The 16,031-nt window shown below is 60.1% G+C and carries 12 protein-coding genes and 1 pseudogene; 9 read left to right on the plus strand and 4 right to left on the minus strand.

Annotation, left to right across the window (positions count from 1 at the left end):
• Positions 1-195: 195 nt before the first annotated feature.
• Positions 196-1,680 (plus strand): 2-methylcitrate dehydratase, encoded by a 1,485-nt coding sequence (prpD, locus tag RG836_RS01995; protein WP_310842783.1) that lies wholly within the window; start codon positions 196-198, stop codon positions 1,678-1,680.
• 131 nt (positions 1,681-1,811) lie between these two features.
• Here the strand turns inward: prpD and ppsR are convergent, their stop codons facing one another.
• Complete coding sequence (gene ppsR / locus RG836_RS02000) at positions 1,812-2,630, minus strand: posphoenolpyruvate synthetase regulatory kinase/phosphorylase PpsR (protein WP_310842784.1); 819 nt, start codon at positions 2,628-2,630, stop codon at positions 1,812-1,814.
• Positions 2,631-2,805: 175 nt separating this feature from the next.
• Between ppsR and ppsA the strand changes: the two genes are divergently transcribed.
• The 8 genes from ppsA (at position 2,806) to RG836_RS02040 (ending at position 10,957) form a co-directional block, all read left to right on the plus strand.
• Positions 2,806-5,181 carry a phosphoenolpyruvate synthase gene (gene ppsA, locus RG836_RS02005; protein ID WP_310842785.1) on the plus strand — a complete coding sequence of 792 codons (2,376 nt, stop codon included), beginning with the start codon at positions 2,806-2,808 and terminating at the stop codon, positions 5,179-5,181.
• Positions 5,182-5,367: 186 nt separating this feature from the next.
• Positions 5,368-6,357: an alpha/beta fold hydrolase gene (locus tag RG836_RS02010; protein ID WP_310842786.1), complete on the plus strand. Its 990-nt coding sequence runs from the start codon at positions 5,368-5,370 to the stop codon at positions 6,355-6,357.
• Between the two features lie 125 nt (positions 6,358-6,482).
• Positions 6,483-6,974 (plus strand): ribonuclease E activity regulator RraA, encoded by a 492-nt coding sequence (gene rraA, locus RG836_RS02015; protein ID WP_310842787.1) that lies wholly within the window; start codon positions 6,483-6,485, stop codon positions 6,972-6,974.
• A 25-nt stretch (positions 6,975-6,999) separates the two neighbouring features.
• The gene (locus RG836_RS02020) at positions 7,000-7,995 is read left to right on the plus strand and encodes a zinc transporter ZntB (RefSeq protein ID WP_310842788.1); all 996 of its coding nucleotides are present in this window, start codon (positions 7,000-7,002) and stop codon (positions 7,993-7,995) included.
• 63 nt (positions 7,996-8,058) lie between these two features.
• Complete coding sequence (locus tag RG836_RS02025; RefSeq protein WP_310842789.1) at positions 8,059-8,307, plus strand: CrfX protein; 249 nt, start codon at positions 8,059-8,061, stop codon at positions 8,305-8,307.
• A gap of 2 nt (positions 8,308-8,309) precedes the next feature.
• Positions 8,310-9,134 carry a mechanosensitive ion channel family protein gene (locus tag RG836_RS02030; RefSeq protein ID WP_008027407.1) on the plus strand — a complete coding sequence of 275 codons (825 nt, stop codon included), beginning with the start codon at positions 8,310-8,312 and terminating at the stop codon, positions 9,132-9,134.
• A 90-nt stretch (positions 9,135-9,224) separates the two neighbouring features.
• Entirely contained in the window at positions 9,225-9,815 is a 591-nt protein-coding gene (gene sigX, locus RG836_RS02035; RefSeq protein ID WP_310842790.1) for an RNA polymerase sigma factor SigX, read from the plus strand.
• A gap of 107 nt (positions 9,816-9,922) precedes the next feature.
• A complete protein-coding gene (locus RG836_RS02040; RefSeq protein ID WP_310842791.1) occupies positions 9,923-10,957 on the plus strand; it encodes an OmpA family protein in 1,035 nt (344 codons plus the stop codon).
• A gap of 75 nt (positions 10,958-11,032) precedes the next feature.
• On the opposite strand, the gene cobA is transcribed toward RG836_RS02040, so the two are convergent.
• The 3 genes and pseudogenes from cobA to RG836_RS02055 form a co-directional block, all read right to left on the minus strand.
• Positions 11,033-11,806, minus strand: a complete 774-nt coding sequence (cobA, locus tag RG836_RS02045; RefSeq protein WP_310842794.1) for a uroporphyrinogen-III C-methyltransferase — start codon at positions 11,804-11,806, stop codon at positions 11,033-11,035.
• 10 nt (positions 11,807-11,816) lie between these two features.
• Positions 11,817-14,528 (minus strand): nitrate reductase, encoded by a 2,712-nt coding sequence (locus RG836_RS02050; RefSeq protein ID WP_310842795.1) that lies wholly within the window; start codon positions 14,526-14,528, stop codon positions 11,817-11,819.
• 2 nt (positions 14,529-14,530) lie between these two features.
• A pseudogene (locus RG836_RS02055) lies at positions 14,531-15,757 on the minus strand (NAD(P)/FAD-dependent oxidoreductase); the annotation flags it as partial.
• Between the last annotated feature and the right edge of the window lie 274 nt (positions 15,758-16,031).

The raw sequence follows: 16,031 nt of genomic DNA on the forward strand, positions 1-16,031 counted from the left end.
AGTCACCGCAAAACCTGTGGGAGCGGGCTTGCCCGCGAAAGCGGTTTCTCAGCGTGCATCGATGTCGGATGTGCCGACGTCTTCGCGGGCAAGCCCGCTCCCACAGTGGCCGGTTTACACAATAAGAGAAGCGTCATCCCCGAGATCCACCTGAACCGAGGTCCCATCAACGAACCACTGCCGAGTGAATCGAACATGAGCGCCAACGTCGACCTGAACAATCGCCCCGACTACGACCGGGTCTTGCAGGACATCGCCGATTACGTCCTGACCTACACGATCGAGTCCAGCGAAGCCCTGAATACCGCCCGCAATTGCCTGATGGATACCCTTGGCTGCGGCCTGCTGGCCCTGCGTTTTCCCGAATGCACCAAGCACCTCGGCCCGATCGTCGAGGGCACGGTGGTGCCGTTTGGCGCGCGAGTACCGGGCACATCGTTTCGCCTCGATCCGGTGAAAGCGGCGTGGGACATTGGCTGCATCGTCCGTTGGCTGGATTACAACGACACCTGGCTCGCCGCCGAATGGGGGCATCCGTCGGATAACCTCGGCGGGATTCTCGCGGTGGCTGACCATGTGTCACAAAAGCGCGTGGCCAATGGCGATGCGCCGCTGACGGTGCGCGCGGTGCTTGAAGCGATGATCATGGCCCATGAGATTCAAGGGGTAATCGCCCTGGAAAACTCCTTCAACCGTGTAGGACTCGATCACGTCATCCTGGTGAAAGTCGCCTCCACGGCAGTGACCGCCAAGCTGATGGGCGCTAACCGCGAACAACTGCTGTCGGCGCTGTCCCATGCCTTCGCCGATGGTCAGGCGCTACGCACTTACCGACACGCGCCGAACGCCGGTTCGCGCAAGTCCTGGGCGGCGGGGGATGCGTCGAGCCGTGGCGTGCGCCTGGCCGACATGGCGATGCGCGGCGAGATGGGCATTCCCGGGGTGCTGAGTGCGCCGCAGTGGGGGTTCTACGACGTGTTGTTCAGCCACACAAACAAGGATCTGGCGCTCAAGCCCGAGGACAAGCGCGCCTTCAGCCTGTCGCAACCCTATGGCAGCTACGTGATGGAAAACGTGCTGTTCAAGATCAGCTTTCCCGCCGAATTCCACGCGCAAACCGCCTGCGAAGCGGCAGTGACGTTGCATCCGCACGTGCGCAATCGCTTGCACGAGATCGACAAAATCGTGATCACCACCCATGAGTCGGCGATCCGCATCATCTCCAAGGTCGGCCCGCTGGCCAACGCGGCGGACCGCGACCACTGCATTCAATACATGACCGCCGTGCCGTTGGCATTCGGCAACCTGGTGGCCGAGCAGTACGAAGACGATTTCCACGCCGCGCATCCGATCATCGATGTGCTGCGGGACAAAATGGTCATCGTTGAGGAGCCGCGCTACAGCCGCGAATACCTCGAAGCCGACAAACGCTCGATCGCCAATGCGCTGCAGGTGTTTTTCAAGGACGGTACGAGTACCGAGAAAGTGGCGGTGGAATACCCCATCGGCCACCGTCGCCGCCGGGTCGAAGGCATTCCGTTGCTCGAAGACAAGTTCAAGGCGAACCTGCTGACACGATTCACCCAGCAGCGCAGTGCTGAAATTTTCGAGTTGTGCAAAGACCAGGCAAGGCTCGAGGCCACGGCGGTGAATAGGTTTGTGGATTTATTCGTCATCTAGGCGACCGCGTCATCGTTCATCGCGGGCAAGCCACGCTCCCACAGGTTCTGTTGCGAATACAGAATCTGTGGGCACCTCAATACCTGTGGGAGCGAGCTTGCTCGCGATAGCGGTATATCAGGCATAAGCGGTTACTTGAACCGCCGCTCAACCCCTTTCTCCACCAGGATCTTCGCGGAGATTTCTTCCACTGAAAAATGCGTGGAATTGATGTTGGGAATGTTCTCGCGGCGGAACAGGTTTTCCACTTCGCGCACTTCGAACTCGCACTGGGCATAGCTCGAATAGCGGCTGTTGGGCTTGCGTTCGTTGCGAATCGCGGTGAGGCGGTCCGGGTCGATGGTCAGGCCGAACAGCTTGTGCTGGTGCGCGCGCAGGGCGGAGGGCAGGGTCAGGCGCTCCATGTCGTCTTCGGTCAGCGGGTAGTTGGCCGCGCGGATGCCGAACTGCATGGCCATGTACAGGCAGGTCGGGGTTTTACCGCAGCGCGACACGCCCACCAGGATCAGGTCGGCCTTGTCGTAGTAGTGGGTGCGGGCGCCGTCATCGTTGTCGAGGGCGAAGTTCACCGCTTCGATACGCTCCATGTAATTGGAGTTGGTGCCGATCGAATGGGACTTACCTACGGTGTAGGAAGAATGCTCGGTTAGTTCCTGCTCCAGCGGCGCCAGGAAGGTCGAGAAAATGTCGATCATGAAACCATTGGACGTCGCAAGAATCTCACGGATGTCCTGATTGACGATGGTGTCGAAGATGATCGGGCGGAAGCCGTCGGTTTCGGCGGCTTTGTTGATTTGTTGTACCATGGCCCGCGCTTTATCCACGCTGTCGATGTACGGTCGCGTGAATTTACTGAAGGTAATGTTTTCGAACTGCGCCAGAAGGCTTTGACCCAGGGTTTCGGCGGTAATGCCGGTGCCATCGGAGATAAAGAAAGCAGATCGTTTCATTTGCACCTTGGGCCTTAAGCTAGTGACGAATCTTGGATATGATAGGCGCGATTTGCCGGCCCCGAATGGCCAGCATTCTCACTTATTTTCCAGGTCCAGGCCATAACGCCGGCCAATGCTCCTCCGAGCCGCCGGTGTCCTGAGCTTTTCCAACACAGTTAGTGGAGAGATCACCTTGGTAGAGTACGTAGTTTCCCTCGATAAGCTCGGCAAACACGATGTTGAGCATGTGGGGGGCAAGAACGCATCCCTGGGCGAGATGATCAGTAACCTGGCGGGCGCCGGTGTATCGGTGCCCGGTGGCTTCGCCACCACCGCTCAGGCTTATCGTGACTTCCTCGAACTGAGCGGCCTCAACGATCAGATCCACGCCGCCCTCGACGCCCTGGACGTCGATGACGTCAACGCCCTGGCCAAGACCGGCGCACAGATCCGCCAATGGATCATGGAAGCCGAATTCCCCGAGAAGCTCAACGCCGAGATCCGCACCGCGTTCGCCACGCTGTCGGCCGGCAACCCTGAGATGGCCGTGGCCGTGCGTTCTTCCGCCACCGCCGAAGACTTGCCGGACGCCTCGTTCGCCGGCCAGCAGGAAACCTTCCTGAACATCCGTGGCGTGGAAAACGTCATCCGCGCCGCCAAAGAGGTGTTCGCCTCGCTGTTCAATGACCGCGCCATTTCCTACCGCGTGCACCAGGGCTTCGATCACAAGCTGGTCGCCCTGTCCGCTGGTGTGCAGCGCATGGTCCGTTCCGAAACCGGCACCGCGGGCGTGATGTTCACCCTCGATACCGAATCCGGCTTCCGGGATGTGGTGTTCATCACCGGCGCCTATGGCCTGGGCGAAACCGTCGTCCAAGGCGCGGTCAACCCGGATGAGTTCTACGTCCACAAAGGCACGCTGGAAGCAGGCCGCCCGGCGATCCTGCGCCGCAACCTGGGCAGCAAAGCCATCAAGATGATCTACGGCGACGAAGCCAAGGCCGGTAAATCGGTCAAGACCATCGACGTCGACAAGGCTGACCGCGCGCGTTTCTGCCTGAGCGACGCCGAAGTCAGCGAACTGGCCAAGCAAGCGATGATCATCGAAAAGCACTACCAGTGCCCGATGGACATTGAGTGGGCCAAGGACGGTGACGACGGCAAGCTGTACATCGTGCAGGCCCGCCCGGAAACCGTGAAGAGCCGCACCCAGGCCAACGTCATGGAGCGCTACCTGCTGAAAGAAACCGGCACCGTGCTGGTGGAAGGTCGGGCGATCGGCCAGCGCATCGGCGCCGGCAAGGTGCGCATCATCAAGGACGTGTCCGAGATGGACAAAGTCCAGCCCGGCGACGTGCTGGTCTCCGATATGACCGACCCGGACTGGGAACCGGTGATGAAACGTGCCAGCGCCATCGTCACCAACCGTGGCGGCCGGACCTGCCACGCGGCGATCATCGCCCGTGAACTGGGGATCCCGGCGGTCGTCGGTTGCGGCAACGCCACTGAACTGTTGAAAGACGGCCAGGGCGTGACCGTGTCCTGCGCCGAAGGCGACACCGGCTACATCTTCGAAGGCGAACTGGGCTTCGACATCAAGAAAAACTCCGTCGACGCCATGCCGGACCTGCCGTTCAAGATCATGATGAACGTCGGCAATCCAGACCGCGCCTTTGACTTCGCGCAGTTGCCGAACGCTGGCGTGGGCCTGGCCCGCCTGGAGTTCATCATCAACCGCATGATCGGCGTGCACCCGAAAGCGCTGCTGAACTACGACGGCTTGCCACAGGACATCAAGGACAGCGTCGACAAGCGCATTGCTGGCTACGCCGATCCGGTCGACTTCTACGTCGACAAACTGGTGGAAGGCATCAGCACCCTGGCCGCCGCGTTCACCCCGAAAAAGGTCATCGTGCGTCTGTCGGACTTCAAGTCCAACGAATACGCCAACCTGATCGGCGGCAAGCTCTACGAGCCGGAAGAAGAAAACCCGATGCTGGGCTTCCGTGGTGCTTCGCGTTACATCAGCGAATCGTTCCGTGACTGCTTCGAACTCGAGTGCCGCGCCCTCAAGCGTGTGCGCAATGAGATGGGCCTGACCAACGTTGAGATCATGGTGCCGTTCGTCCGTACCCTCGGCGAAGCCAGCCAAGTGATCGATTTGCTGGCGGAAAACGGCCTGGCGCGCGGCGAAAACGGGTTGCGCATCATCATGATGTGCGAACTGCCGTCCAACGCGATCCTGGCGGAAGAATTCCTCGAATTCTTCGACGGTTTCTCCATCGGCTCCAACGACCTGACCCAGCTGACCCTGGGCCTGGACCGCGACTCCGGGATCATTGCCCACCTGTTCGACGAGCGGAACCCGGCGGTCAAGAAGCTGCTGGCCAACGCCATTGCCGCGTGCAACAAGGCTGGCAAGTACATCGGTATTTGCGGTCAGGGCCCTTCGGATCACCCGGACCTGGCCAAATGGCTGATGGAACAGGGCATCGAAAGCGTGTCGTTGAACCCGGATTCGGTCTTGGAAACCTGGTTCTTCCTGGCTGAGGGTCAGGCTTCGGCTTGATCGATGAATGAAGCGGCCGCTTCCTTGTAGGAGCGAGCCTGCTGGCGAAGACGGACTGGCCTCCAGCAGGGAGGCCAACTGATCCAGCGCTTTCGCCAACAGGCTTGGCTCCACGCTGATCGGTCGTTTTTAGATTGAGTAGGGCGGGCTCCAACCGGACGCCGCCCTTTTTTGTGCAAGAGCATTATGCAAAGCAGCAGCAACCTATTTCCTGTCGCCCTGATCAGCGCCGAACGGCGTGGCGATCTGAGCGAAGACGTTTATCGTTTGAAACCCGCCAACAGCCCTGACCCCAGCGTCGAGCTGGCAGTGACGCGTTTGGGCATGGCCGATGAGCCGGCCAGTCGCGGCGTGCCGGTGATCCTGTTGCACGGCAGTTTTTCCAATCGACGCTTCTGGTTTTCGCCTAAAGGCCTGGGCCTCGGTGCTTACCTGACGCGGCTGGGCTTCGACGTGTGGATTCCCGAGATGCGCGGTCATGGCTTGTCGGCGCGCAACCTCGACTACCGCAAGAACCGCGTCGCCGATTACGCTCGCTATGACTTGCCGGCGATTGGCGCTTTCGTCCGTGAGCAAAGCGGGCAGGTGCCGCACTGGATCGGCCATTCCCTGGGCGGCATCACCTTGGCGGCAGCGCTCGGTGGCCAGTACATCGGCGAGCCGGTGGTGGCGTCGGCAGCGTTTTTCGGTACCCAAGTCAGCCGCACTTACTGGCCGTTGAAGATTCCGCCGGTGGAATGGGGCGGGCGGTTCATCCTCAAGCGATTTGCGCAGTTGTCTGGCTCGCGGCTCAAGCGTGGCCCGGAGGACGAGCCGATCGGCCTGGCCCTGGAAAGCATGCGCTGGTACGGCCTGTTCGGGCGTTTTGGCGATAAAGACAAGGATTGGTGGGCCGGCTTGGCCGAGGTGCAACTGCCGGTGCTGGCGGTCAGTGCCGCCGGCGATCATCAAGACCCGACCTGGGCTTGCCGCAAACTGTTCGAGCAGATCGGTGCCGAGCACAAGCAATTCATTAACCTGGGCCGCGAGCAAGGTTTCGCCGATGCATTTGGCCACGTTGAAATGCTCGTCAGCAAGGCCGCGCAGACCGAAGTCTGGCCGCTGGTGGCCCGTTGGCTGGCGGATCAACACACGCCGCTGCTGGGCGAGAAGCCTGTTCTGGCCGCTGCGGTTTGACCGAGATGGGCATTTCGCTCTGCTCGGCTTGCGGCTAAGCTAGGACGCATTCAGCGGTTTCGGTCACATTTAGTGGCCGGATGGCTTGTGATGTTTTCGTTTCCCTTGCAGACAGGAGTTTGTCGATGAACCATTACCTCACGCCCGACCTGTGCGACGCCTACCCGGAACTGGTGCAGGTGCTGGAGCCGATGTTCAGCAATTTCGGTGGCCGTGATTCGTTCGGCGGCGAGATCGTGACCATCAAGTGTTTCGAAGACAACTCGCTGGTCAAGGAACAGGTCGAGCTCAAGGGTGACGGCAAGGTGCTGGTGGTCGATGGCGGCGGTTCACTGCGCCGTGCGCTGCTGGGCGACATGCTTGCCGAGAAGGCCGCGAAAAACGGCTGGGAGGGGCTGGTGATCTACGGCTGTATCCGCGACGTCGACGTCATCGCCCAGACTGACCTCGGTGTGCAGGCATTGGCCAGCCATCCGCTGAAAACCGACAAGCGCGGCATAGGCGACCTGAATGTCAACGTGACCTTCGCCGGTGTGACCTTCCGCCCGGGCGAATACATCTATGCGGACAACAATGGTGTGATCGTTTCGCCCAGCCCGCTGACAATGCCTGAATAAGCGCCAACACCAACAAGGGGTAAGGATGTTCGAGGAAGACAACGCGCAATGGGGGCTGGTGCATGCCCTGGTGCTGGATGGAAAAGGCGGCGCGCGTTCGATTGCCCGGACTGAACTCGATGCCCTGCAGTTGCAGGCTCATGAGAGCCTGTGGCTGCACTGGGATCGCAGTCACCCGCAAACCCAGACCTGGCTGCGCAAATACAGCGGCTTGAGCGAATTCAGCTGCGACCTGTTGCTCGAAGAAAACACCCGTCCGCGTCTCTTACAGCTTTCCGACAGCGAACTGCTGCTATTTTTGCGTGGCGTCAACCTGAACCCGGGTGCTGAACCCGAGGATATGGTTTCGGTGCGGATTTTCGCCTCGGCGCAGCGGGTGATCTCCCTGCGTTTGCGCCCGCTGCGCGCCACCGACGAATTGCTGGTGCAACTGGCAGAGGGCAAGGGGCCAAGAACCTCCTCGGAACTCATCCTTTACATGGCGCAGTACCTCACCAATAAAGTGCAGGACCTGGTGAGCTGCCTCTCGGAAATCGTCGATGAGGAAGAAGAAAAACTCGACGCCGACGAACGGTATGCACCGGAACATGGAGCGATATTGCAGATCCGGCGCAGGGCTGCCGGACTCAAACGATTCCTCGCGCCGCAACGGGATATTTTCGGGCAGCTTACGCGGATCAAATTGCCCTGGTTCGTCGAAGACGATGGTGATTACTGGAACGAATTGAACAACAGCCTGACCCGTTACCTCGAAGAGCTGGAATTGACCCGCGAGCGCGTTGGGCTGGTCCTCGAGGCAGAAGACCGACGTTTGAGCGTGCGCATGAACCGCACGATGTACCGCTTCGGGATCATCACCGGGATCTTTTTGCCGATGAGTTTCCTGACCGGTTTGCTGGGCATCAATGTGGGGGGGATTCCGTTCTCCGCGAGCCCGTATGGTTTCCTGATTGCGTGCCTGCTGATGCTCTGTGTGGCGCTCGGGCAGTGGTGGTTATTCCGCCGTTTGCGGTGGGTATGAACATGCAGCATGTGACCCGGGGAAATGTGGTCGCGTCTTTCACAGACATCACGAGAGGTGCGTATGCACGATCCGTTTGAACAGTCGTTGCGTGACATGCTCAATGCTTCACCGTCCACCCGTGACGATGACGTTCGCCTTGGGCGTGTACTGAAAACCGCCAACCGCCAGGTCGGTGCCGGTGATCTGTTCAGCCTGCTGGGCCGCTGGTTGCCCGCGCTGATGATCGCCTTGAATAACGGATCGGCCCATGTCTCGCCGGTAACCCGTCGCCCTAAAACCAATGCCCGCACTGCTGATAAGGCTGATTGAATATGGAACTTGATCTCTGGACACAGAGCCTCGTCACTGCAATGACTGCGTTATGGACCAAGGTCGCGAATTTCATCCCCAACCTGTTTGGCGCCCTGGTGGTGCTGCTGTTGGGCTTTGTGGTCGCCAAGTTGCTCGACACCCTGCTGTCGAAATTGCTCGCCAAACTGGGCCTCGATCGCCTGATGGGCGGCACCGGTCTTACCAAGTTGCTGTCCCGTGCCGGGCTGCAAGTGCCGATCTCGACCCTGATCGGGAAAATCGTCTATTGGTTCGTTCTGCTGATTTTTCTGGTTTCTGCCGCCGAATCCCTTGGACTTGAGCGAGTTTCAGCTACGCTGGACATGCTTGCGCTGTATTTACCGAAAGTTTTCGGCGCGGCGCTGGTGTTGCTCGTCGGCGTGCTGCTGGCGCAACTGGCCAACGGGCTGGTGCGCGGTGCCGCTGAAGGGGTTGGGCTTGATTACGCCGCCGGGCTGGGGCGAATCGCCCAGGGCCTGGTCATTATCATCAGCATTTCGGTAGCGATCAGCCAGTTGGAGGTCAAGACTGACCTGCTCAACCATGTGATCGTGATTGTTTTGATAACCGTTGGTCTGGCCGTAGCGCTGGCCATGGGGTTGGGAAGCCGGGAAATTGCCGGGCAGATTCTTGCGGGAATCTATGTGCGTGAGCTGTATCAGGTTGGGCAACAAGTGCGTGTTGGCGAGGTCGAAGGCCAGATCGAGGAGATCGGCACGGTTAAAACCACATTGCTGACCGATGAGGGTGAGCTAGTCTCACTCTCCAATCGGATCCTGCTGGAACAGCATGTGAGTAGCCGCTAATCCGGCAAACCCTGCTAATGTATGCCGCCGCGAAATGCCAGCAAATGCTGGCGGCGGCGGACATTGACCTGACTGTCGGCCCGACTTGTTTTGAATAAAGCCCAACCGCTCTCCACGCGCTACGACCCCCGCGAGCTCTCTGATGAGGAGTTGGTCGCGCGCTCGCATACCGAGCTGTTTCATGTGACGCGCGCCTATGAAGAATTGATGCGGCGTTACCAGCGAACATTATTTAACGTTTGTGCACGGTATCTTGGGAACGATCGCGACGCAGACGATGTCTGTCAGGAAGTGATGCTGAAGGTGCTGTACGGCCTGAAGAACTTCGAGGGGAAATCGAAGTTCAAGACATGGCTCTATAGCATCACGTATAACGAATGCATCACTCAGTACCGTAAGGAACGGCGTAAGCGTCGCTTGATGGACGCGTTAAGCCTGGACCCCCTCGAAGAAGCGTCAGAAGAAAAGACGCCCAAACCCGAGGAAAAGGGTGGGCTTGATCGCTGGCTTGTGTATGTGAACCCGATCGATCGGGAAATTCTGGTGCTACGATTTGTCGCAGAGCTGGAGTTCCAGGAGATCGCAGACATCATGCACATGGGTTTGAGTGCTACAAAAATGCGTTACAAACGTGCTCTAGACAAATTGCGTGAGAAATTTGCAGGTATTGCTGAAACTTAGTTCAGCGCAAATATCTCTTACGTGTAGGCAAGTTCTGATAGACTTGCCGCCGAGTTGTCCCCCGGTTTGCGGGACTGCTTCACAATCACCAGATGGGGATTTAACGGATGAAACTGAAAAACACCTTGGGCTTGGCCATTGGCTCTCTTATTGCCGCTACTTCGTTCGGCGCTCTGGCACAAGGCCAAGGCGCAGTTGAAATCGAAGGCTTCGCCAAGAAAGAACAATTCGACAGCGCTCGTAACTTCAAGAACAACGGCAACCTGTTCGGCGGTTCGATTGGTTACTTCCTGACCGACGACGTTGAACTGCGTCTGGGCTACGACGAAGTGCACAACGCACGTTCGGATGATGGCAAGAACATCAAAGGCGCTAACACCGCTCTTGACGCTCTGTACCACTTCAACAACCCAGGTGACATGCTGCGTCCTTACGTCTCAGCCGGTTTCTCGGACCAGAGCATCGACCAGAATGGCAGCAACGGCCGTAACCGTTCGACCTTCGCCAACGTTGGCGGCGGTGCCAAGCTGTACTTCACCGACAACTTCTACGCTCGTGCCGGCGTTGAAGCTCAGTACAACATCGACCAGGGCGACACCGAGTGGGCTCCTAGCGTCGGTATCGGTGTGAACTTCGGTGGCGGCTCCAAGCCAGCCGCTGCTCCAGTTCCAGCACCAGCTGAAGTCTGCTCCGACAGCGACAACGATGGCGTTTGCGACAACGTTGACAAGTGCCCAGACACCCCAGCCAACGTAACCGTTGACGCTGATGGCTGCCCAGCAGTTGCTGAAGTTGTTCGTGTTGAGCTGGACGTGAAATTCGACTTCGACAAGTCGGTAGTCAAGCCTAACAGCTACGGCGACATCAAAAACCTGGCTGACTTCATGAAGCAGTACCCATCCACCACCACTACTGTTGAAGGTCACACTGACTCCGTCGGTCCTGACGCTTACAACCAGAAACTGTCCGAGCGTCGTGCAAACGCCGTTAAACAAGTTCTGACCAACCAGTACGGTGTTGAATCGTCCCGCGTTCAGTCTGTTGGCTACGGCGAATCCCGCCCAGTTGCTGACAACAAAACTGACGCTGGCCGTGCAGTTAACCGTCGCGTAGAAGCGCAGGTTGAAGCTCAAGCTAAGTAATTAGCCCGCAGCTCTGAGAAAAGCCCGGCTTAAGCCGGGCTTTTCTTTGCCTGCGATTTGGTCCGAGCGGATCGATCAACCGTGTGTCCACTGGTCTGTCGCACTCGCGGGGACGTCGCGCTCCCACAGGGGATGCGCAGGGGCTGCCGCCGCCACCGCACCAATCACCAGGATGGCCGGGCTCTTCAGCTCGAAATCCCGCGCGTCGTCTTCCATCGCGGCGAGGTCGCTGCGGCATTCGCGCTGATGGGGCAGGGACGCATTTTCGATCATCGCCACCGGCGTTCGGGCAGGCATGCCACCCGCCAGCAATTGCTCGCGAATCTCACTGAGCTTGGCCACGCCCATGTAAATCACCAACGTGGTGCCGCTCTGTGCCAAGGCTTGCCAGTTGAGTTGGCTGTCATCCTGAGTATGCGCGGTCACCAGCGTCACGCCGCGGGCCACGCCGCGCAGGGTCAATGAGATGTCGCACTGCGTCGCACCGGCCAGGCCGGCCGTGATGCCATTCACCAGTTCAACCTCCACGCCCCGCTCACGCAGCCACTGCGCTTCTTCGCCACCACGCCCGAAGATGCACGGATCGCCACCCTTAAGCCGTACCACGCAGAGACCTTGGCGCGCGTAACGTAACATCAGCCGATGGATAAACGCCTGGGGCGTCGACCGGCAGCCGCCGCGCTTGCCCACGGCAATCACTCGCGCCGTCGGGCAGTGCTCCAGCACCGCCACGTTGACCAGATCATCAATCATCACCACAGCCGCCTCACGCAATGCGCGCACCGCTTTGAGGGTCAACAGTTCCGGATCACCAGGGCCTGCGCCCACCAACCAGACTTTTGCGTTCATGTTCGAGTCCTCACGAGGTGACGGCGATCAACGGCTGCGTGGTCACCAGCAGACGTTTTATTTCCGGGACGCAGGAGCCGCATTGCGTACCGCAGCCCAGTTCGCGTTTCAGGCCCGGCAAATCCAGGCCTCGTTGAATGCCGGCGCAAATGGCGTTGCGTCCGACGTTTTTGCAATTGCACACAGTCTTGTCGTTGCCACGCTGCGCATTGCCCGGCGGTGCGCTGAGCGGCGCCAGCAGCCAACGGCGCAGCGTTGGGTCGCTGCGGCCGTCCGCCCATAGGGTGTGCAGCCAATGCTGGGCCAAGGTTTCGCCGGCCAAGCGAATCGCAGTGATCCGCCCATCGTCCAGGCGCACCCGTTTGCCGATGGCTTTCTTCGGGTCGTCGTAGGCCAATACCGGACCATCCAGCAGCCCCAGTTGTTGATCGATGTCCCGCAGCAATTGCGGATCTGGCGCGCAGGCGCTGGCGGCACGTATCAGCAACGCCGGACGTTCACGTCCGGTGAGGCTTAAGCTGGCGTAGGAAAACCCCTCACAGAGCGGGCGCAGGGCCTCAAAGTGCTGTTGAACATTGCCTTCCACTAATACGAACAGTCGCCACGGCAGGTCGACCTTTTCGATATCCACTGCGCTGTGTTTGAGTTCCGGTTGTTTAGACAGGGGATCGAAGGCCGGTTGTGTCAGGCCATTCACGCCGCCCTTGAGGAAGCGATCGCCCCAGTGCATCGGCAAAAATGCCTGGCCGGGGCTGACGCTGTCGTCTTCGGTAACCGCAACGATGACCGCGCCGCGACGGCTTTTCAGAGTCACCAGGTCGCCGGTTTGCAGGCGGTACCGGTGCAGGTCGTCGGGGTGCAGGCTCAGGGCGGCTTCGCTGACATGCCCGAATAATTGCGCCGCGGTGCCGGTACGGCTCATGCCGTGCCACTGATCACGCAAACGACCGGTGAGCAGAATCAATGGGAATTGCCCGTCACGCTGCTCTTGAGCGGCCCGGAACGGCTCGCTGATGAAGCGCGCGCGACCGTTGGCCGTGGGAAAAATCCCGTCTTCATACAACCGCGTGGTCCCGGCGCTGGCGCCCTCGGGAAATGGCCATTGCTGTGGGCCCAAGCGGTCGAGCAGGGCGTGACTGATGCCAGACAAGTCGAGGTCGCGACCGCGGGTCAGCACTTTGTATTCATCAAACACCTGATCCGGCCGGTCGAACGCGAACAGACTCGGTTTGCCAGGACGCAGACGTTTCTCCAGGCGCTGTGCGAAATCGACCGTGATCGACCAGTCTGCACGCGCCTCACCCGGCGCCTCGATGGCACGGCGCACGTGGGAGATCCGGCGTTCGGAGTTGGTGACCGTGCCTTCCTTCTCCCCCCAACTGGCGGCCGGAAGCAGCAAATCGGCGAATTGTGCGGTTTCCGTGGTGCGAAACGCTTCCTGCAGCACCACGAACGGGCAGGCTTGCAGCGCTGCGCGCACGGCGCTCTGGTCGGGCATTGATTGCGCGGGGTTGGTGCAGGCGATCCACAGCGCTTTGTTGGTGCCGTTGCGCATCTGCTCGAACAGCTCAATCGCGCTCAAACCTGGGGTTGCCGGCAATTGCTCGATGCCCCAGTACTCTGCCACTTCGGCTCGGTGCTGGGCATTGCCCGCTTCTCGGTGACCCGGCAGCAGATTCGACAGGCTGCCGGTTTCCCGCCCGCCCATGGCATTCGGCTGACCGGTCAAGGAGAAAGGTCCTGCGCCCGGTCGGCCGATTTGCCCGGTGGCCAGGTGCAGATTGATCAGTGCGCTGTTTTTCGCGCTGCCCGCCGTGGACTGATTCAGGCCCATGCACCACAGCGACAAGAAGCTCGGCGCGCTTCCGACCCACTGCGCGCACTGCTGCAAGTGTTCAACGCTGATACCGCACAACTGCGCGGTCAGCGCCGGCGTGTAGTGGTGAACCAGGGCTTTGAGTTCGGCCAGGCCTTCGGTGTGTGAGGCGATGAAGTCACGGTCGATCCAGCCTTCCCACAACAGCAGGTGCAAAATCCCATGGAACAGCGCGACGTCGCTGCCCGGCACAATCGCCAGGTGCAGGTCGGCCAAGTCGCAGGTGTCGGTACGGCGTGGGTCGATAACGATGACTTTCATCTCGGGCCGGCGGGATTTGGCCTCCTCGAGACGACGAAACAGCACTGGGTGGGCGTAGGCCATGTTACTGCCGACGATCATTACGCAATCGCTGAGTTCCAGGTCTTCATAGCTGCAGGGCGGCGCGTCGGCACCGAGGCTGCGTTTGTAGCCGACCACCGCGGACGACATGCACAGCCGTGAATTGCTGTCGATGTTGTTGGTGCCCACCAGCGCCCGCGCCAGTTTGTTGAAGCAGTAATAGTCCTCGGTCAGCAGTTGCCCGGAAATATAGAACGCCACGCTGTCCGGGCCGTGTTTGGTGATGGTCTCGGCAAAGACATTCGCGGCGTGCTCCAGAGCGGTGTCCCAGTCGGTGCGGCTGCGGGCCAGGCCCTTGCCCAGGCGCAATTCCGGATACAATGCCCGGGCATCGCGGTCACCGGTCAGGTGCAGGGTCGAGCCTTTGCTGCACAGTTTGCCGAAGTTTGCCGGGTGCGCCGGATCGCCGCTGACGCCGAAGATCTGCTGCGGGTCATGCTCGATCAGCACGCCGCAGCCGACCCCGCAGTAGCAGCAAGTCGAGGCGGTTGTCTGACGGTTCATTAGCCGGCGTCCTGTAGGACGTTGGCGTTTTCGCCGAACATCAGGTGATCACGGTGAAGGCCGATGGCCTGATTCTCACGAATCTGTCGGAAATACCAGCCGCCATCCGCCGTATCGCCGTACAGACAGGCTCCGACCAGCACGTCATCCTTGATTACCAGTTTTTTGTAGATGCCGTCGATGGGGTCGCACAGGGTGATGGTTTCGGTGCCTTCGCCGCCCTTGAAGTCGCCGACGGAATACAGGTCGATGCCAGTGACCTTGAGTTTGGTCGAGGTCACCGAACCGGGATAGCTGGCGAAGCCCAGTTGCGCGAGGTGGTTGGCGCAGACTTTGGCTTGCTCGAACAGCGGCGCCACCAGGCCATAAGCAGTGCCGCGATGGCTGGCGCATTCGCCAATGGCGTAGATCCTTGGGTCGTAGGTTTGCAGCGTGTCGTTGACCAGAATACCGCGACCACAGGGCAAGCCGCTGTCTTCGGCCAGTTGGATGTTGGGTCGGATGCCGGCGGCCATCACCACCAGGTCAGCGGGGAGGGTGTCGCCGTTGCTGAATTGCACCGAGCCAACCCGGCCTTCTCGGCCAGCGAGCAGGGCGCGAGTCTGTTCGCCCAGGCGAAAGTGCAAGCCCTTTTGCTCGAGGGCGGTTTGCAGCAGTTGGGCGCTGGCCTGGTCGAGTTGACGTTCCAATAGCCACTCGCCGATGTGCACCACGGTGACGTGCATGCCGCGCAGCATCAGGCCATTGGCAGCTTCGAGACCGAGCAGGCCGCCGCCGATCACCACGGCGTGCTTGTGGGTGCGGGCGGTGGCGATCATCTGTTGGGTGTCAGCGATGTCGCGGTAGCCAATCACCCCGTGCAGCGTGTTGCCGGGGATGGCCGGGATGAACGGCGACGAGCCGGTGGCGATCAGCAGCCGGTCATACTCGGCGACCGTGCCGTCGTGGGCGATGACCTGGCGTTTGACGCGATCGATCTGCACCACGGTGCGGTTGAGTAGCAGTTTGATGCCGTTATCCAAGTACCAGTCGAGGTCGTTGAGCACGATCTCGTCGAAGGTCTGTTCGCCAGCGAGCACCGGCGACAACAGGATACGGTTGTAATTGGGGTGCGGCTCGGCGCCGAAGACCGTGATGTCGTACAGCTCGTTGCTGAGTTTGAGCAACTCTTCCAGGGTCCGCACCCCGGCCATGCCGTTGCCGATCATCACCAGTTTCTGTTTTTTCATCAGGTTCTCCGGCTTACAAATGCTGCGCAAACGAAAAAAGGCGTCCCGCTAGTTGCCTAGCGAGGACGCCTTTGTCCGGTCCCGTTATCTCGGGAAGTGCCGCCCTCCACGTTGAAGGCCGCACGTTATGTGTGATGAGAGGGCTAATGCAGTGGTTGTGCCAACTGCTTGAGGTGCGGATTTCTGCGGGGTTCGGGTTCACTCAATCCCGATTCAAGCGATTTAGCGCACCGATACAGCGCAGGTCGCCCGCTCTTGGAGCGTTTGCCAGATC

It is taken from the genome of Pseudomonas rhizozeae (assembly GCF_031583775.1).
GTDB lineage: Bacteria > Pseudomonadota > Gammaproteobacteria > Pseudomonadales > Pseudomonadaceae > Aquipseudomonas.

Excerpts from the sequence above, each read along its gene's own strand:
- prpD (WP_310842783.1), top strand. The coding sequence starts at position 196 with ATGAGCGCCAACGTCGACCTGAACAATCGCCCCGACTACGACCGGGTC.
- ppsR (WP_310842784.1), bottom strand. The coding sequence starts at position 2,630 with ATGAAACGATCTGCTTTCTTTATCTCCGATGGCACCGGCATTACCGCC.
- RG836_RS02010 (WP_310842786.1), top strand. The coding sequence starts at position 5,368 with ATGCAAAGCAGCAGCAACCTATTTCCTGTCGCCCTGATCAGCGCCGAA.
- rraA (WP_310842787.1), top strand. The coding sequence starts at position 6,483 with ATGAACCATTACCTCACGCCCGACCTGTGCGACGCCTACCCGGAACTG.
- RG836_RS02020 (WP_310842788.1), top strand. The coding sequence starts at position 7,000 with ATGTTCGAGGAAGACAACGCGCAATGGGGGCTGGTGCATGCCCTGGTG.
- RG836_RS02025 (WP_310842789.1), top strand. The coding sequence starts at position 8,059 with ATGCACGATCCGTTTGAACAGTCGTTGCGTGACATGCTCAATGCTTCA.
- RG836_RS02030 (WP_008027407.1), top strand. The coding sequence starts at position 8,310 with ATGGAACTTGATCTCTGGACACAGAGCCTCGTCACTGCAATGACTGCG.
- RG836_RS02040 (WP_310842791.1), top strand. The coding sequence starts at position 9,923 with ATGAAACTGAAAAACACCTTGGGCTTGGCCATTGGCTCTCTTATTGCC.
- cobA (WP_310842794.1), bottom strand. The coding sequence starts at position 11,806 with ATGAACGCAAAAGTCTGGTTGGTGGGCGCAGGCCCTGGTGATCCGGAA.
- RG836_RS02050 (WP_310842795.1), bottom strand. The coding sequence starts at position 14,528 with ATGAACCGTCAGACAACCGCCTCGACTTGCTGCTACTGCGGGGTCGGC.